Raw genomic sequence first — 15,934 nt, 5'->3', positions numbered from 1 at the left:
GCCCCGGCACGACCATGGATTACCCGGTGGTTTTCGCCGCCTCCACATAATTGGGGTGGCGGCGGAGCGGTCCGACCAAGCACACTGAATGCGGGACGTTACTCGGCGGGAACCACCCACGGGAGGTCCGTGTGGCAACGCGAACACCACCGGTCATCCGACCGGTCGACAAGGAGGCCTCCTGGCTGGCCGATCGGCTTGCCGGGGATGAGACACGGCCGCCCGCAGCGGCGGTCGGGGAGAAGCCGTGAGCGGCGCGCGCAGTACGGAGGGCGGCTCACTACACCGCCATGTGCTGCTGCTCAACGCCAGCTACGAGCCGCTGACCACGGTACCGCTGCGGCGGGCGATCCTGCTCGTGCTTCGGGACAAGGCCGAGGTGGTGCACGGCGACGCCGGCGGCACCGCCCTGCACTCGGCCACCACCGCGCTCTCGGTGCCCTCGGTCATCCGGCTCCGACGCTACATCAGGGTTCCGTACCGGCGCCGCGTCCCCCTCACGCGGGTGGCGCTGATGCGCCGCGACGGCAACCACTGCGCCTACTGCGGAAAGCGGGCCGAGACCATCGACCACGTCATCCCCCGAAGCCGGGGCGGTGCGCACGTATGGGAGAACGTAGTGGCCTCCTGCAAGCCGTGCAACCACCGCAAGGCCGACCGGCTGCTCGACGAGCTCGGCTGGAAGCTGAACGTCACCCCGACCGTTCCCCGCGGGCTGCACTGGCGGCTCATCAACGGCGAGAACCACGGCGACCCGCAGTGGGCGCCGTACATGGCGCGGGCGGCCGCCTGACCCGCTGAAGCGACCCCGCCCCGGCATCCGGGGGCATCCGGGGGCGTGCGGGCGGTCGCGGGCGGCGCGCCATACGATGCGGGCGCCCGACGGCGGGCCTGAACGGTCCCACTCGCCGCCGGGCGCTTATTCTTGTTCGCATGCCACGCTATGAGTTCCGCTGCCGCGAATGCGGCGAGACGTTCGAGCGCTCCCGCCCGATGGCGGAGTCGGCCGAGCCCGCGGCGTGCTCCCGCGGCCACGACGACACGGTCAAGCTGCTGTCCACCGTCGCCGTGGGCGGAGCGGCCCCGGCGCCCGCCGCGGGCGGCTGCTGCGGCGGGGGGTGCTGCGGAGGTTAGCCCTCGATCTGGGCGACGTCGCGCGCCGCGCCGGTGGAGGCCGAGGTGGCCATCGCGGCGTAGGCGCGCAGCGCCTGGGTGACCGGGCGCTCCCGGTCGCGGGGGCGGAACGTGCCCAGCTCGTCGAGCAGGGCCGCGCGCCGGGAGTCCAGCTCCTCGCCCGCCACGTCCAGCCGCATCGAGCGGTTGGGGATGTCGATGACCACGGTGTCGCCGTCGCGCACCAGGGCGATGTCGCCGCCCTGGGCCGCCTCGGGCGAGGCGTGGCCGATGGACAGCCCCGAGGTGCCCCCGGAGAACCGGCCGTCGGTGATCAGCGCGCAGGCCTTGCCCAGGCCGCGCCCCTTCAAAAAGCTCGTCGGGTAGAGCATCTCCTGCATGCCGGGACCGCCCTTGGGGCCCTCGTAGCGGATGACGACCACGTCGCCGGGCTCGATCCGCTTGTTCAGGATGCCGTCGACGGCGTCCTCCTGGCTCTCGAACACCTTCGCCGGCCCGGTGAAGGTGTAGAGCTCCTCCTCGACGCCCGCGGTCTTGACGATGGCGCCGTCGGGCGCGAGGTTGCCGTAGAGGACGGCCAGTCCGCCGTCGGCGGTGTAGGCGTGGGCGACGTCGCGGATGCACCCGGCCTCGCGGTCGGTGTCGAGGGTCTCCCACCGGGTGTCCTGCGAGTAGGCCTGCGTGGTGCGCTTGCCGCCGGGCGCCGCGTGGAAGAGGTCGCGCGCGTCCTCGTCGCAGGTATCGGCGGTGATGTCCCAATGGGCCAGGTACTCGCCGAGGGTGGCGCCGTGCACCGTGGGCACCGAGGTGTCCACCAGCCCGCCGCGGGCCAGCTCGCTCATGATGGCGGGGATTCCGCCCGCCCGGTGCACGTCCTCGATGTGGTACTTGTCGGTGTTCGGCGCGACCTTGCACAGGCAGGGCACCCGGCGCGAGAGCTCGTCGATGTCGGGCAGGCCGAACTTCACGCCCGCCTCGGTGGCCGCGGCCAGCAGGTGCAGGATGGTGTTGGTGGAGCCGCCCATGGCGATGTCCAGCGCCATGGCGTTGGCGAAGGCCGCGGGCGAGGCGACGGACAGCGGCAGCACCGAGGAGTCGTCCTGCTCGTAGTAGCGGCGGGCGGCCTCGACGACCTTGCCTCCGGCGCCCTCGTAGAGGCGCTTGCGGTCGACGTGCGTGGCCAGCACCGTGCCGTTGCCCGGCAGGGCCAGGCCCATGGCCTCGGTCAGGCAGTTCATCGAGTTGGCGGTGAACATGCCCGAGCAGGAGCCGCAGGTGGGGCAGGCGGCCTCCTCCATCTCGTCGAGCTGGGACTGGGAGACGCTCTCGTCGGCCGAGGCCACCATCGCGTCGATCAGGTCCAGCTTGCGCTCGGTGACGGCGGTGCCGTTGACCACCGTGGCCTTGCCGGCCTCCATCGGCCCGCCCGAGACGAAGACAGTGGGGATGTTCAGCCGCATCGCCGCGAGCAGCATGCCGGGCGTGATCTTGTCGCAGTTGGACACGCACACCAGCGCGTCGGCGCAGTGGGCGTTGACCATGTACTCCACGGCGTCGGCGATCAGCTCGCGGCTGGGCAGCGAGTAGAGCATGCCGCCGTGGCCCATGGCGATGCCGTCGTCGACGGCGATGGTGTTGAACTCCCGCGGTACTCCGCCGGCCTCGCGCACGGATCCGGCGACGACGTCGGCGACCTCGCGGAGGTGGACGTGGCCCGGCACGAACTGCGTGAAGCTGTTGGCGATCGCGACGATCGGCTTGCCGAAGTCCTCGCGTTCCACGCCGGACGCGCGCATGAGGGCGCGCGCGCCTGCCATGTTCCTGCCGTGGGTGACGGTGCGTGAGCGCAGCGCGGGCATGGGGTGCTCCCATCGACGCCAGGGGCGTTGACGACATGTCTTCCCCTCCGATGGTAGCCCCGCCGAGGACCGGAAACGTCTCGGCACCAAAGATCGGGTGTCCGCATGGTGAGATAGTGCGAGGAAGTGCGCCCGGGGAGCGGTCCGCGGACGCCGAACGCGCCGGACCTCGGCGGTCCGGCGCGTTCGGCGGGCGTGTCGGTGCGGCGGATGGAAGGGGCGGGTGAAGGGCGGTTCCGGGCGGCTCCGGCGGCTCAGTAGCGGGCCGGCAGCACGGTCTCGGCGGCGCTGGCGATCTCCTCGATCTCCTTGTCGGACAGCCGGTCGTTGCCGCCGCGCAGCCACTTGCGGACCTTCGTGCCGGCGATGACGTCGACGCCGCGCAGGTTGTGGCTGTCCCAGGGCAGGGTGGGGCCGTAGATCGCCAGCGAGGGGCGCACCCGAATGTCGCGGCCGAGGCGCTCGGCGATGAGGCGCTCGGCGGTGCGCGCCTCCTCCAGTGCCTCGTCGATGCGCTCGTTCTTGGAGAACTTCCCGTGGTAGAGCTTCTCCAGCTTGTTGCGCAGCGGCAGGCGCTTGTCCCAGGCCTCGGAGTCGATCGCGAACGCGCCGCGCCGGCCCACGATGAAGTGGTCGATCTGGCCGTTGCCGCCGGGGATGCCGCGGGCGTGCAGGACGCGGTAGCCCAAGCGCTTCATCACCCGCAGTTGGGCCTCGGTGCGGCGCTGCGCCGCGGAGGCCCTGCGCCAGCGCGGGACCTCGGAGTAGCGCCGAGAGGAGTGGACGATGAGGGCGACGAGCGCGGCCGCGGCGAACGTGGCGCCGATCCGCCAGTCCTGGGTGAGGAAGCCGCCGACCGCGCCGGCGGCTGCCGCGGCGCCGCCGCGCAGCAGCCAGCGCCGACCCGATGCCGAGGTCAGCGCACCGTAGGTCTTGCGGGCCGTGGCCTGCGATGTGCCGGTGCCCCTGGAACTCGTGTCGCGGGAACTACTGAAGGGCGAACCGGAGCGGCTCTGCTGCGCGGCGCCGTTGACTGAGGTTGCCGAATCCACGCTGGAAAGAGTAGTTCGATCCATATGCGAGTCCTAGTACATCGAATCTCACACTTTACTTCCCCGGCCTCTGGTGCATTCTCACGTGTGCATACGGTTGCTTCGGGGAAAGACAGTCCTTCCCCCTGCTTCTCTAGAGAGGCACCTTCGACAGCATCCCCGGGCCGAGCGGTTCTAACACCGCCTGTTGCGGACTACGCTCTGGTCGCATGGCCGAGATCCACGAGCTGACGGCGATCCAGCAGGCCGAGGCCGTCCGGCGCCGCGAAGTCTCCCCGGTGGAGATTGCGGAGCACTACCTCACGCGTATCGAGCGCCTCGATCGGCAACTCGGGGCATTCATTGCGGTTACGGGTGAATCCGCGCGCGACCAGGCCCGAAAGGCGGAGGAGGAGGCGCTCTCCGACACGCCGGGCGAACCCCCTCCGCTTCTGGGCGTGCCGATTCCGATCAAGGATCTGGACCCCGTGGCGGGCCTGCCGCACACCTCGGGCTCGGCCGTCCACGCCGACCGCATCGCCGACACCGACTCCGACGTGGTCGCCGAGCTGCGCGCGGCCGGCGCCGTGTTCACCGGCAAGACCAACACCCCGGAGTTCGGCTGCGCCTGCTACACCGAGAACGACCTCGCCCCCGCCGCACGCACACCGTGGGACCTCTCCCGCTCGGCCGGAGGGTCCAGCGGCGGGGCGGCCGCGGCCGTGGCCGCGGGGCTCGCCCCGGCGGCCCACGCGAGCGACGGCGGCGGCTCCATCCGCATCCCGGCCGGCGCCTGCGGCGTGTTCGGGATCAAGCCCACCCGCGGGCGGGTGACCCAGGGACCGGTCAAACCCGACTTCATCGGGCTCGCCACCGCCGGACCGATCGCCCGCACCGTCGCCGACGCCGCCCTGGTGCTTGACATCATCTCGGTCAACCGCCCCGGCGACTATTTCACCGCACCGCCGCTGGGACCGGGGGAGACCTTCCTCGGCCACGCGCTTCGCGAGCCCGGACGGCTGCGCATCGGCCGCTACTGCACCTCGCCGGTGCCCGGCGCGCCCGTCGACCCCGAGGTCCGGGCCGCCTGCGAGGAGACCGCCAAGCTCCTGGCCGACCTCGGCCACGACGTCGAGGAGATCGACCCGCCCGCCGACACGGCCATGCTGGAGGACTTCGCGCTCGTCTGGGCGGCGATGGCGGCCGCCGAGCGGATCGACCCGGCTGAGGAGCACCGGCTGCGCCCGCTCACGCGCCATCTGCGCGAGCGCGCCGCCCGGTCCTCGGTCGCCGACTACATGGGCGCCGTCGCCCGGCTGCAGAACAGCGTGCGCGCGCTCCTGCCGCGCGTGCTGCCCTACGACGCCGTGCTCGGCCCGGTCACGGCCGCGCCCCCGGTCGAGGTGGGCCACTTCGGCGACGACCCCGCCGAGGAGATGCGCCTGATGACGGAGTACGCGCCGTTCACCTCGCCGGCCAACATCACCGGCCAGCCGTCGGTGAGCGTCCCCCTGCACTGGACCCCGCAGGGGCTACCGGTGGGCGTCGGCTTCACCGGCCGGCCGGGCGGCGAACCTACTCTGCTTTCGCTTGCGGCCCAGCTGGAGGCGGCGCGTCCGTGGGCGGACCGCCGGCCGCCGGTGTGGCAGGGGTGACGGCCTCCGGGCGGACGGCGGTCGAGCGCAGGCCCAGCGAGGCCAGCGCCGCCAGGCCCGCCGCGATCGCCGCACCCGCGGCGCCGGCGGTGACCCCGCCCGCGTCGATGAGCCAGCCGGTCATCGGCGCCGCGAGGGAGATCCCCGCGGTGATCCCCGAAGCGAGCCAGCCGTAGGCCTCGCCCCTGCGGCTCGCGGGCGCGGCGTCGCCCAGGCGCTCGGTCACCGCGGCGATCGTCGGCGCGATGGCCAGGCCGCCCGCGAACAGGACCGGTGTCAGCAGCCACGGCGACGGCAGCTGCAGCAGCGGCGGCAGCAGCGGGACGAGCAGCGCCGCGCCGGCCGCGGTGCCCAGCGCGCGCCGCGCCGGCCGGGGCGGTCCGGTGAAGGCGCCCGAGAGCAGCCCGCCCACGCCCGAGCCTGCGGCGTAGACCGCCATCAGCGCTCCGGCGAAGCCCGGCGACCCCATCTCGCGCGCCCACGCCACCATGGTCAGATCCACCGCGCCCAGGCCGACCGCCAGCAGCGCCGTCATGCCCAGCACCAGCGCGATCTGCGGGTTCCGCAGCAGCGAGCGGGCCGCGCTGTGCTCCGGGCCCCCGTCCGCTCCGGCGGGATCGGCGGGCAGGGGCTCCGACAGCCCCGCTCGCCGCAGGCTCCACGCGAATCCGGCGGCGCCCAGACACGGCAGCACGGCCATCACCGCCACCCCGAGGCGGCCGCCGCCCAGCGCCACGGCGGCCGCCGCCAGCAGAGGTCCCGCAATGAACAGCAGCTCCTGCAGCGTGGCCTCGGCGGCGAACATGGTCTGGCGGGTCGGGCCGGAGGTGATGCGCGGCCAGATCGAGCGCGCGATCTGGGTCGCCGGGGGCTGGAACAGCCCGGTGGCCAGCGCCAGCGGCACCGAGGCCCACCACAGCTCCGCGGGCAGCAGCGCCAGCCCGGCCAGCCCGGCGCCGTAGACCGCCGCCGAGGTGAGCATCAGCCGCGCCTTGGAGCGGCGGTCGGCGAGGCGCCCCCGCAAGGGGCCCGCCACCGCCGTTCCCACCGTCAGCCCGCCCGCGACCAGCCCCGCCAGGCCGTAGGAGCCCGTCCAGCCGGCCACCAGGAACGTCACCGCGATCGGCAGGCCGCCCAGCTGCAGCCGCGCGCACAGCGACCAGAACAGCAGAGCCGGCAGATGGGGAACCGCGAAGAGCCGGCGGTAGGAGGCGAGCATTGTCGGCATCGTATCGGGAGAATGCACCAGAAGAAGTGGCAATAGGAATTTAATGCGCTTTCCCGGCAAACCTCACATTCACCTGCCGGGAAAGCGGGAGCGGGCATGGCGCAGCCGCCACGAATCCGCGTGGTGCGGCATTATCGTTGTCTGTGAGCGATGCGGAGCTGGCCCGGCTGGCCGAAGAATACGGCGTGGCTACCACCTACGAGGACTGGCGCGGCGGCCGCGTGTACGTCCCGGTCGACACGCTGCGCCATGTGCTGGGCTCAATGGGCGTCGACGCCTCCTCGCCCCGCACCGCCTTGGAGGCGCACTGGGCACGCCAGGCCACGCGGCTGCTGCCCCCCTGCGTGGTCACGCGGGTGGGCCGCCCCCCGCAGCTGCCGCTGCCCGACCAGTCGCGCTGCTGGGTGGAGAAGGCGGGCGGCGGCTGGAGCGAACCCGGCCCGCGCCTGCCGCTGGGCAGGCACACCCTGCACGTGGAGAACGGGGCGGTGCGCCAGCAGGCCCCGCTGCTGGTGGTGCCGGACCGGCTCGACCCCCGCCCCGGGGAGCGCCGGGTCTGGGGCATGATGGCCCAGCTCTACTCGCTGCGTTCGCGCGCCTCCTGGGGCATGGGCGACCTGCGCGACCTCGCGGAGCTCGCCGACTGGAGCGCGCGCGACCTGGGAGCCGACTTCACCCTGGTCAACCCGCTGCACGCCACCGAGCCCGTCAACCCCATCGAGCCCTCGCCCTACTTCCCCGTCAGCCGCCGCTACGGCGGCCCGCTCAACATCCGCATCGAGGACATCCCCGAGTACGCCGCCCTGGAGCCCGCCCAGCGCGAGTCCATCCAGCGCCTGGCGCGGCCGCTGCGGGAGCACGCCCGCACCGCCGACCTCCTCGACCGCGACGCCGTCTGGGACGCCAAGCGCGCCGCGCTGAGCATGCTCTTCCAGGTGCCGCGCGCACCCGCCCGCGAAGCCGCTTACCAGGCCTTCCTGTCCCGCGAGGGCGCCGCGCTGGTCGAGTACGCCACCTGGTGCGCCCTGGCCGAGGAGCACGGCCGCGACTACCGCGCCTGGCCGGCGGGGCTGCGCGACGTCTCCAGCCACGAGGTCGGCGCTGAAGCGCTGCGCCGCTGGCCGGGTGTGGAGTTCCACCGCTGGCTGCAGTGGATCCTCGACGACCAGCTCGCCGCGGCCCAGGCCGGAGCGCGCGCCGCCGGCATGGCCGTGGGCATCGTGCACGACGTGGCGGTGGGGGTGCAGCCCGGCGGAGCCGACGCGTGGATGTACGCCGACTCGCTTGCGCCCGGCGTCAGCGTGGGCGCGCCTCCCGACGAGTTCAACCAGCACGGCCAGGACTGGGGCCAGCCGCCGTGGCATCCGGTCCGCCTGGCCGAGCGGGCCTACGCGCCCTTCCGCCAGGTGCTCGGCCAGGCGCTGCGGCACGCCGGCGGGCTGCGCATGGACCACGTGATGGGCCTGTTCCGGCTGTGGTGGGTGCCCGAGGGGGCGGCGCCCGACCAGGGCACCTATGTGCGCTACGACCACGAGGGCATGGTCGGCAGCCTCCTGCTGGCCGCCCACGAGTTCGGCGCCACCGTGGTGGGCGAGGACCTGGGCACGGTCGAGCCGTGGGTGCGCGACCACCTCGGCGAGCGCGGCGTGCTGGGGACGTCGGTGCTGTGGTTCGAGCGCCGGGACGACGGCAGCCCCCGCCGCCCCGAGGAGTGGCGCCCCGACTGCCTGGCCACCGTGGCCACCCACGACCTGCCGCCGGTGGCCTCCTACCTCTCCGCCGAGCACGTGGAGCTGCGGGACCACCTGGGGCTGCTCGGCCGCTCCGCCGCCGCCGAACGCGCCGACGCCGAGGCGCAGGTGGCGGCCTGGCGCGACCGCCTGGTGGAACTGGGCCTGCTGGAGCCCGACGCCGACCTGCTCTCCGAACCCGCGTCGGTCGTCTCCGCGCTGCACGCCTACCTCGTGCGCACGCCGGCGCACATGATCGGGATCTCGCTGGCCGACGTAGTGGGCGACCGGCGGATGCAGAACCAGCCGGGGACCAGCGACGCCTACCCCAACTGGCGCATCCCGCTGACCACCGCCGAGGGGGAGCCGGTCCTGCTCGACGAGCTGATGGCCGACCCGCGCCTGGCCGAGCACGCGCGCCGGACGCTGCGCCCGCTGATCGAACCGTCCTTCCTGGAGTCCTGAGCCGGGCCGTGCCGCGCGGCCCCGCTCGCCGGCCGGCCCCCGTGCGGACGCGCCCCGTCCGTACACGCGAACGGGGCGCGCGGCCGTGCCGCGCGCCCCGCCGGCCGGAGCGGGCCGGGTGCTAGTCGGCGGCCCGGGCGTCGCAGCGCTGGGCGTCCAGCGCCCGGCGCACGCCCGCCGCGCCCTCGACGAGCAGGCGGCGCAGCGCCGGCGCGGGCTGCTGCTTCTCGATGCAGTCCTCGGTGCGCCGGATGGTCTCCTCCTCCACCAGGTGGCGGGGGTAGGCCATCTCCGCGAACGTCTGGGCGAACTCGCCGGTCCATTCGCGCCAGGCCGGCTCCAGCTGGTCGAAGTAGCGGTCGACGTAGGGCCGGTACAGCTCGCGCTGGGAGGGTTCGGTGAAGCCGGCGAGTGTGGCGCGGAACTCGGCGTTGGCCATCTCGCCCGAGCGGATCCGGTCCCAGGCCCGGGCCTTGGCGTCGGGCGTGGGGATCGCCGCGCGGCAGCCGGCCGCCTGGCGCTCGCCGGTGGCGGTGGGGTCCAGGTCGAGCTCGGCGGCGATCTCCTTCTCGCCGGCCCGCCCGGCGGCGACCAGTCTGCGCAGGAGCGTCCAGCGCAGGTCGGTGTCGATGGTCAGGCCGTCGACGGTGATCGCCCCGTCCAAAAGCCCCTGCAGCAGCGACAGGTGCTCGCCGCCGACAGCGGCCTCGGCGAACCCGTTGGCGTAGGCCAGTTGCAGGTCGCCGCCCGGCTCGGCCGAGGTGAGCAGGTCGCGCAGGCGGCCGGCGAGCAGGTCGAACCCGCGCTCGCGCCAGGCCGGGTCGGTGTAGTTGTGCAGCGCCGCGACGGCCTGGCGCAGTAGCGACTGCACCACCATCACGTCGCTGACACCGCCGATGCCCGAGACGACCAGCCGCACGTAGTCGCGGGCGGCCATCTCGGCGTCGCGGGTCATGTCCCAGGCCGCGGAGAACGACAGCGCGCGCGGCAGCGACTCGGCGATCTCGCCCGCGCCCTCGACGACGGTGCGCAGCGAGCGCTCGTCCAACCGGATCTTGGTGAAGGTGAGGTCGTCGTCGTTGACCAGTACCAGGTCGGGCCGGGTCGTGCCGACCAGTTCGGGTACCTCGGTGCGCTCTCCGGAGACGTCCAGCTCGACGCGCTCGCGGCGGACGATGCCCTGGTCGGTGCGGTCGTAGAGGCCGACCGCCAGCCGGTGGGAGCGCAGCGTGGGGTGCTCCTCCGCCGCCTCCTGGCGCACCGCGAACGACGTGAACGCGCCGTCCGGTCCGACCTCGAACTCCGCGCGCATGGTGTTGACCCCGGCGGTCTCCAGCCACTCGCGCGACCAGGTCGACAGGTCGCGTCCGGAGGCCTGCTCCAGGTGGCGCAGCAGGTCGGCCAGCACGGTGTTGCCCCAGGCATGCTCGGCGAAGTAGGCGCGCACCCCGGCGAAGAACGCGTCCTCGCCGACGTAGGCCACCAGCTGCTTGAGCACCGAGGCGCCCTTGGCGTAGGTGATGCCGTCGAAGTTGACCTCGACCGCCTGCATGTCGGGGATGTCGGCGGCGATGGGGTGGGTGGAGGGCAGTTGGTCCTGGCGCAGCGCCCACGCCTTCTCCACGTTGGCGAAGGTGGTCCAGGCCTCGGGCCACTTCGTGGCGTTGACCTGGCAGTAGACGCTGGCGAAGGTCGCGAACGACTCGTTCAGCCACAGGTCGTCCCACCAGCGCATGGTGACCAGGTCGCCAAACCACATGTGGGCCATCTCGTGCAGGATGGTCTCGGCGCGGCGCTCGTAGCGGGCGTCGGTGACCCGCGAGCGGAAGACGTAGTCCTCCAGGAAGGTCACGGCCCCGGCGTTCTCCATCGCCCCGGCGTTGAACTCGGGCACGAACAGCTGGTCGTACTTTCCGAAGGGGTAACGCAGCCCGAACAGCCCGTGGTAGAAGTCGAAGCCCTGCTTGGTCACCTCGAGGATCGCGTCGGCGTCGAGGTACTCCGCCAGTGAGGCCCGGCAGTAGACGCCCAGGGGGATGCCGTCGTGCTCGTCGCGCACCACGTGGTAGGGCCCGGCGATCAGCGCGGTGATGTAGGTCGAGACCGGGTCCGTGGCGGGGAAGTGCCACCGCGACTTGGGGCCGGCCGGGTCCTCGACCGCCTCGCCGGCGACGTCGGGAGCGCTGTTGGAGACCACCTCGAAGTCGGCCGGCGCGAACACGGTGAGCTCGAACGCGGCCTTGAGGTCGGGCTGGTCGAAGCAGGCGTACATGCGCTGCGCGTCGGACGTCTCGAACTGGGTGTAGAGGTAGGTGCGGCCGTCGACGGGGTCGACGAAGCGGTGCAGGCCCTCGCCGGTGCGCATGTAGGCCGCCTCGGCCAGTACCCGCAGCTCGTTGGTCTCCCGCAGGCCGCGCAGCTTGATGCGCCCTCCGTCGAACACCTCCGCGGGGTCCAGCTCCTCCCCGTTGAGCACGACGGAGGACACGCTGGGCGCGGTCAGGTCGATGAAGGTCTCGGCACCCGGCTCGGAGCAGTCGAATCCGACCACCGTGCGTGACTCGAACGTCTGGTCGCTGCCGGTGAGGTCGAGCTCCACGGTGTAGGAGGAGACGGTGAGGACGCGAGCCCGCTCCCGTGCCTCCTCGCGTGTCAGATTGCCCGCCACATCCGCTCCCTTCAGGCCGCCGTCGTCGCCGGCCGGAATCGCTTGTTCCCCGTTGCGGCATCGCTGTGTGGTGCGGTCGCGCCGGAACCGAGGGGTGCAATGCTTGCCGCGTCCGATCCTGCCACGGGCGGCGGCGGAATGCGGAACCGGTCGCCGAGGTTGCAGCCGATTGGACGCGGGTGCGCTCGCGGCCGTGCGGTCGCCTCGTACGGCCGGCAGCGGACCGCCGCCGCGGACGGGCGCCGCGGCGAACATGTACGACGAGGCGGCGAGGAGGTTTTTGTGACTGAAAGCGACGGGCGGGCGAGCGCCGAGACCGTCACCGCCGACTTCTGGTTCGACCCGGTGTGCCCCTGGGCGTGGCTGGCTTCGCGGTGGCTGCTGGAGGTCGAGAGGATGCGTCCCGTCCAGGCGCGCTGGCATGTCATGAGCCTGGGGGTGCTCAACGAGGGCCGCGACGTCTCCGAGGGCTATGCCAGGCTGCTCCGGGACGGCTGGGGTCCGGTGCGCATCGCCGTCGCCGCCGAGCAGCGGTTCGGCAACGAGGTGCTGGGTCCGCTCTACACCGCTCTCGGCACCCGGATCCACCAGCGCAAGGAGCCGCGCTCGGCCGAGACCTACCGCGCCGCCCTCGCCGAGGCCGGGCTGCCCGAGGAGCTCGTCGAGGCCGCCGACTCCGCGGAGTACGATCAGGAGCTGCGCCGCTCCCACCACGACGGCATGCGGCGCGTGGGCTACGAGGTCGGCACACCGGTGATCTCGGTGGAGGGCGTCTCCTTCTTCGGCCCCGTGGTCACCCCCGCGCCGAAGGGCGAGGCCGCCGCGCGGCTGTGGGACGGCGTGCGGCTGGTCGCCGGCACCGACGGGTTCTTCGAGTTGAAGCGCAGCCGCGACCGCGAGCCCGTCTTCGAGGCCGGGTAGCCGCGGGCGCCGGCGGGGCGCGGAACTTTCGGCGCGGCGGCGGCGTCGACCCGTAGAGACCGACGAACGGACGGGAAGGCCTGGGATGAGCGCACCCGAGGACGAGCGCGTGGTGGATCTGGGCGATGACGACTTGGAGATCCTGCCCGACACCACCCGCGACGAGTACGGGCCCGGCTGGGGCGACGAGCGCGACGACAACACCGACCGGCTGCTGGAGGAGCGCCCGCCGCACTGGTGAAACCGCCGATCCCGGAACGGCCCGGGGAGCCGAATGCCAGAACGCCGTTCTGGGAAAGTGGATGCCATGCGTTCCCTCTACCTGAACGGCGCCTGGACCCCTTCGGCCTCCAGCGGCGCCATCGACGTCATCGACCCCGCGACCGAGGAGGTCGTCGACGCGGTCCCGGCGGGTGAGGCCTCCGACGTCGACCGCGCCGTCGAGGCGGCCGGCGCCGCCTTCCCCTCCTGGTCGGCACTGCCCTACACCGAGCGCTGTGCGCACCTGGCCCGCGCCCTGGAGCTGCTCCAGGAGCGGGCCGGGGGCGTCGCCGAGTCCATCGCCACCGACATCGGCGCGCCGCTGAAGTTCGCGCAGAAGGTGCAGACGGGCTTCCCGCTGCTGATGTTCCGCACCTTCCTGGAACTCGTGGAAGCCCACGGCGAGCGGCTGTTCGCCGGTGAGAAGCCGGGCGGGGGCGAGTCCCTCGTCGTGCGCGAGCCTTATGGAGTGGTCGGCGCCATCACGCCGTGGAACTACCCGCTGCACCAGATCGTGCTCAAGGCCGTGCCCGCGCTGGCGGCGGGCAACACCGTCGTGCTCAAGCCGACGGAGGTCGCGCCGCTGGCCGCCTACGCCCTCACCGAGGTGCTGCACGACGCCGGGCTGCCTGCGGGCGTGTTCAACCTCGTCTCGGGCACCGGCCCGGTGGTGGGCGAGGCCGTCGCCGCGCACCCGCGGGTCGACATGGTCTCCTTCACCGGTTCCGGCCGGGCGGGCAAGCGGGTCAGCGAGGTGGCCGCGGCGACGGTCAAGAGGGTCGCCCTGGAACTGGGGGGCAAGTCGGCCAACGTGATCCTGCCCGACGCCGACCTCTCCTCCGCCGTCAACAACGGTGTGGCCGACGTCATGCGCAACACCGGGCAGAGCTGCGACGCGCTGAGCCGGATGCTCGTCCCGCGCGAGCACTACGACGAGGCGGTACGCACGGCCGCCGAGGCCGCGCGCAAGTACGCGCCGGGCGCCCCCTTCGAGGAGGGCGTGCGCATGGGCCCGGTCGTCTCCGCGGCCCAGCGCGAGCGCGTGCGCGACTACATCGAGATCGGCGTGAAGGAAGGCGCCCGGCTGGTGACCGGCGGCACTCAGGCCCCCGAGGGCCGCGACCGCGGCTTCTTCGTGCGGCCCACCGTCTTCGCCGACGTCGACAGCGGCATGCGCATCGCCCAGGAGGAGATCTTCGGCCCCGTCCTTGCGCTGATCGCCTACGACACCGAGGACGACGCCGTGCGGATCGCCAACGACACCGACTACGGGCTCTCCGGCGCCGTGTGGTCGGCCGACCCCGACCGCGCGCTCGCGGTGGCGCGGCGCCTGCGCACCGGCCAGGTCAAGATCAACGGAGCGGGTGTCGAGCCGCGGCTGCCCTTCGGCGGCTACCGCCGCTCGGGCGTGGGCCGCGAATGGGGCCTGCACGGCATCGAGGAGTTCTGCGAGGTCAAGGGCATACAGCGATAACGGCGATAACGCCGCCCCGGTGCTGGGCGGTCGCCGGCGTATGGCACCATCGGCAGCGGTGCGAAGCTCCCGGCGGGCGCTTCGCGCCCTGTGTCCGGTCATCCGATACGAGGTGCGAGTTGAGCAAGCTGACGGAGTCGAAGGCCGGCCCGCTGAGCAAGGACATCAAGGCCATCGTCCTGGCCAACGTCATCGCGGTGGTCTCGCTGGTCGCCTTCGCCGCCATGGGGATGGGCATCGCGACGGTCGCCACCGGCGAGTCGCTCTTCCAGGGGCTGTGAACCGGTCCGGGCGGCCCGGCCGCCCGGTGGTGACCCCCGCTGTCCGCCCGCCCGCGACCGGCGCAGGAGCGCCGGGGCGGGCGCTTCTCATGGGAAACTAGAAGACGTGCGTGTATACCTTGGCAGTGACCATGCGGGATTCGAGCTGAAGGAGCACCTCGTCGCCTGGCTCAAGGAGCAGGGCCACGAGGCCGCCGACGCCGGTCCCGCCGGATACGACCCCGCCGACGACTACCCGCCGTTCGTGCTGCGCGCCGCCGAGGGCGTTGCGGGGGACGCCGGGACGCTCGGTTTGGTGATCGGCGGTTCGGGCAACGGCGAGCAGATGGCGGCCAACAAGGTCGCCGGCGTGCGCGCCGCGCTGGCCTGGAGCGAGGAGACCGCCCGGCTGGCCCGCCTGCACAACGACGCCAACGTCGTCGCGATCGGCGCCCGCATGCACACCGAGCAGGAGGCCGAGGCCTTCCTCCGGGTCTTCTTGGAGACCCCCTACAGCGGCGAGGACCGCCACACCCGGCGCATCGACATGCTCGGCGCCTACGAGCGCTCGGGTGAGCTGCCGCCGCTGCCCGGCGGCGGCTGAGCCCGCGCGCCCCTGCCGATGGGAACGGCGGATCCGCGGCGCTGCCGGTGCGCGGATCCGCCGGTCCGCGAGCGCGGGCGCCGATCGGGCGGTGCGGCCGCGGGCGGTGCGCGCGCTCTGCTGTGACGGTAATACCAACGACCCGGGCTGGAAAGCCCCGTTCGGCGCGGATCTCCCGTGAGTGCGGGGAATCCGCGCCGACCACCGGGTACGCGTCCGCTCCCGGCCGGCCGCCGGGAGCGGCCTAGATCGTTGATGGGAAATTGTGTGTGCTGGTCAATGGTCGTAGGCGATGAGCGACCGCTTGACTGGGGCGTCGATGAGCCAGTTGTGCCAGATCGCGGTGTTGAGGGCGAGGATGCGCTGACAGGTGCGGGCCCACAGCCCTTCGGTGGTGCGGGCGGCATGGCGCTCCAGCCCGAGCTGGTTCTTCAGGGTCCAGATGATGGCCTCGATGCGCTGGCGCAGCCAGGAGGGGAACACCGTCACCGCGGGCCGGGGCTCGTCCTCGCGGGCCGGGCGGATGAGCACGTGTCCCAGCTCGGCGGCGGCCGCCTCGGTTGCGGCTCCGGAGAAGCCCTTGTCGCACACGATCGGGCAGTCTCCCGGCGCGCACCGGTGCGCATGGAGCAGGTGCAGGGCCT

Annotated in this window: 13 protein-coding genes and 1 pseudogene; 9 read left to right on the top strand and 5 right to left on the bottom strand. The window is 72.9% G+C overall.

All coding sequences use genetic code 11. The annotated features are described in order from the left end of the window. Positions 1-292: 292 nt before the first annotated feature. Both ABEA15_RS18945 and ABEA15_RS18940 read left to right on the top strand, forming a co-directional pair. Positions 293-793 carry an HNH endonuclease gene (locus ABEA15_RS18945; protein WP_344145639.1) on the top strand — a complete coding sequence of 167 codons (501 nt, stop codon included), beginning with the start codon at positions 293-295 and terminating at the stop codon, positions 791-793. 140 nt (positions 794-933) lie between these two features. After that, positions 934-1,134 carry an FmdB family zinc ribbon protein gene (locus ABEA15_RS18940; protein ID WP_344145576.1) on the top strand — a complete coding sequence of 67 codons (201 nt, stop codon included), beginning with the start codon at positions 934-936 and terminating at the stop codon, positions 1,132-1,134. Here ABEA15_RS18940 and ilvD read toward each other — a convergent pair. Continuing rightward, positions 1,131-2,993 carry a dihydroxy-acid dehydratase gene (ilvD, locus tag ABEA15_RS18935; RefSeq protein ID WP_344145578.1) on the bottom strand — a complete coding sequence of 621 codons (1,863 nt, stop codon included), beginning with the start codon at positions 2,991-2,993 and terminating at the stop codon, positions 1,131-1,133. The genes ABEA15_RS18940 and ilvD overlap by 4 nt on opposite strands. A 254-nt stretch (positions 2,994-3,247) precedes the next feature. After that, on the bottom strand, positions 3,248-4,045 hold the full coding sequence (locus ABEA15_RS18930) for a nuclease-related domain-containing protein (RefSeq protein WP_344145580.1): 798 nt from the start codon (positions 4,043-4,045) through the stop codon (positions 3,248-3,250). Positions 4,046-4,254: 209 nt separating this feature from the next. On the opposite strand from ABEA15_RS18930, the gene ABEA15_RS18925 reads away from it, so the two are divergent. Continuing rightward, positions 4,255-5,679 carry an amidase gene (locus tag ABEA15_RS18925; protein WP_345557948.1) on the top strand — a complete coding sequence of 475 codons (1,425 nt, stop codon included), beginning with the start codon at positions 4,255-4,257 and terminating at the stop codon, positions 5,677-5,679. Here ABEA15_RS18925 and ABEA15_RS18920 read toward each other — a convergent pair. Next, on the bottom strand, positions 5,600-6,898 hold the full coding sequence (locus tag ABEA15_RS18920) for an MFS transporter (RefSeq protein WP_345557946.1): 1,299 nt from the start codon (positions 6,896-6,898) through the stop codon (positions 5,600-5,602). The genes ABEA15_RS18925 and ABEA15_RS18920 overlap by 80 nt on opposite strands. A 152-nt stretch (positions 6,899-7,050) precedes the next feature. Here ABEA15_RS18920 and malQ point away from each other — a divergent pair, with 152 nt between their 5' ends. Next, the gene (gene malQ, locus ABEA15_RS18915) at positions 7,051-9,102 is read left to right on the top strand and encodes a 4-alpha-glucanotransferase (protein WP_345557944.1); all 2,052 of its coding nucleotides are present in this window, start codon (positions 7,051-7,053) and stop codon (positions 9,100-9,102) included. A 121-nt stretch (positions 9,103-9,223) separates the two neighbouring features. On the opposite strand, the gene pepN is transcribed toward malQ, so the two are convergent. Continuing rightward, positions 9,224-11,770, bottom strand: a complete 2,547-nt coding sequence (gene pepN, locus ABEA15_RS18910) for an aminopeptidase N (protein WP_345557942.1) — start codon at positions 11,768-11,770, stop codon at positions 9,224-9,226. 282 nt (positions 11,771-12,052) lie between these two features. Here pepN and ABEA15_RS18905 point away from each other — a divergent pair, with 282 nt between their 5' ends. The 5 genes from ABEA15_RS18905 to ABEA15_RS18885 all read left to right on the top strand — a co-directional run bounded on the left by ABEA15_RS18905 (position 12,053) and on the right by ABEA15_RS18885 (position 15,290). Next, a complete protein-coding gene (locus tag ABEA15_RS18905; protein ID WP_344145590.1) occupies positions 12,053-12,691 on the top strand; it encodes a mycothiol-dependent nitroreductase Rv2466c family protein in 639 nt (212 codons plus the stop codon). An 85-nt stretch (positions 12,692-12,776) separates the two neighbouring features. Beyond that, positions 12,777-12,932, top strand: a complete 156-nt coding sequence (locus ABEA15_RS18900) for a hypothetical protein (RefSeq protein WP_344145592.1) — start codon at positions 12,777-12,779, stop codon at positions 12,930-12,932. Between the two features lie 66 nt (positions 12,933-12,998). Next, the gene (locus ABEA15_RS18895) at positions 12,999-14,426 is read left to right on the top strand and encodes an aldehyde dehydrogenase family protein (protein WP_345557940.1); all 1,428 of its coding nucleotides are present in this window, start codon (positions 12,999-13,001) and stop codon (positions 14,424-14,426) included. Between the two features lie 119 nt (positions 14,427-14,545). After that, positions 14,546-14,707: a hypothetical protein gene (locus ABEA15_RS18890; RefSeq protein ID WP_344145596.1), complete on the top strand. Its 162-nt coding sequence runs from the start codon at positions 14,546-14,548 to the stop codon at positions 14,705-14,707. Between the two features lie 106 nt (positions 14,708-14,813). Next, positions 14,814-15,290 carry a ribose-5-phosphate isomerase gene (locus ABEA15_RS18885; RefSeq protein WP_345557938.1) on the top strand — a complete coding sequence of 159 codons (477 nt, stop codon included), beginning with the start codon at positions 14,814-14,816 and terminating at the stop codon, positions 15,288-15,290. A 276-nt stretch (positions 15,291-15,566) separates the two neighbouring features. Here the strand turns inward: ABEA15_RS18885 and ABEA15_RS18880 are convergent. After that, a pseudogene (locus ABEA15_RS18880) lies at positions 15,567-15,934 on the bottom strand (IS982 family transposase); the annotation flags it as partial.

Origin of the sequence: Streptomonospora halophila, from assembly GCF_039542725.1 — a bacterium.
GTDB classification, from domain to species: Bacteria; Actinomycetota; Actinomycetes; order Streptosporangiales; family Streptosporangiaceae; genus Streptomonospora; species Streptomonospora halophila.
The sequence above is the reverse complement of the archived record's forward strand: the minus strand, read 5'-3'. Positions and strand labels throughout refer to the sequence as shown.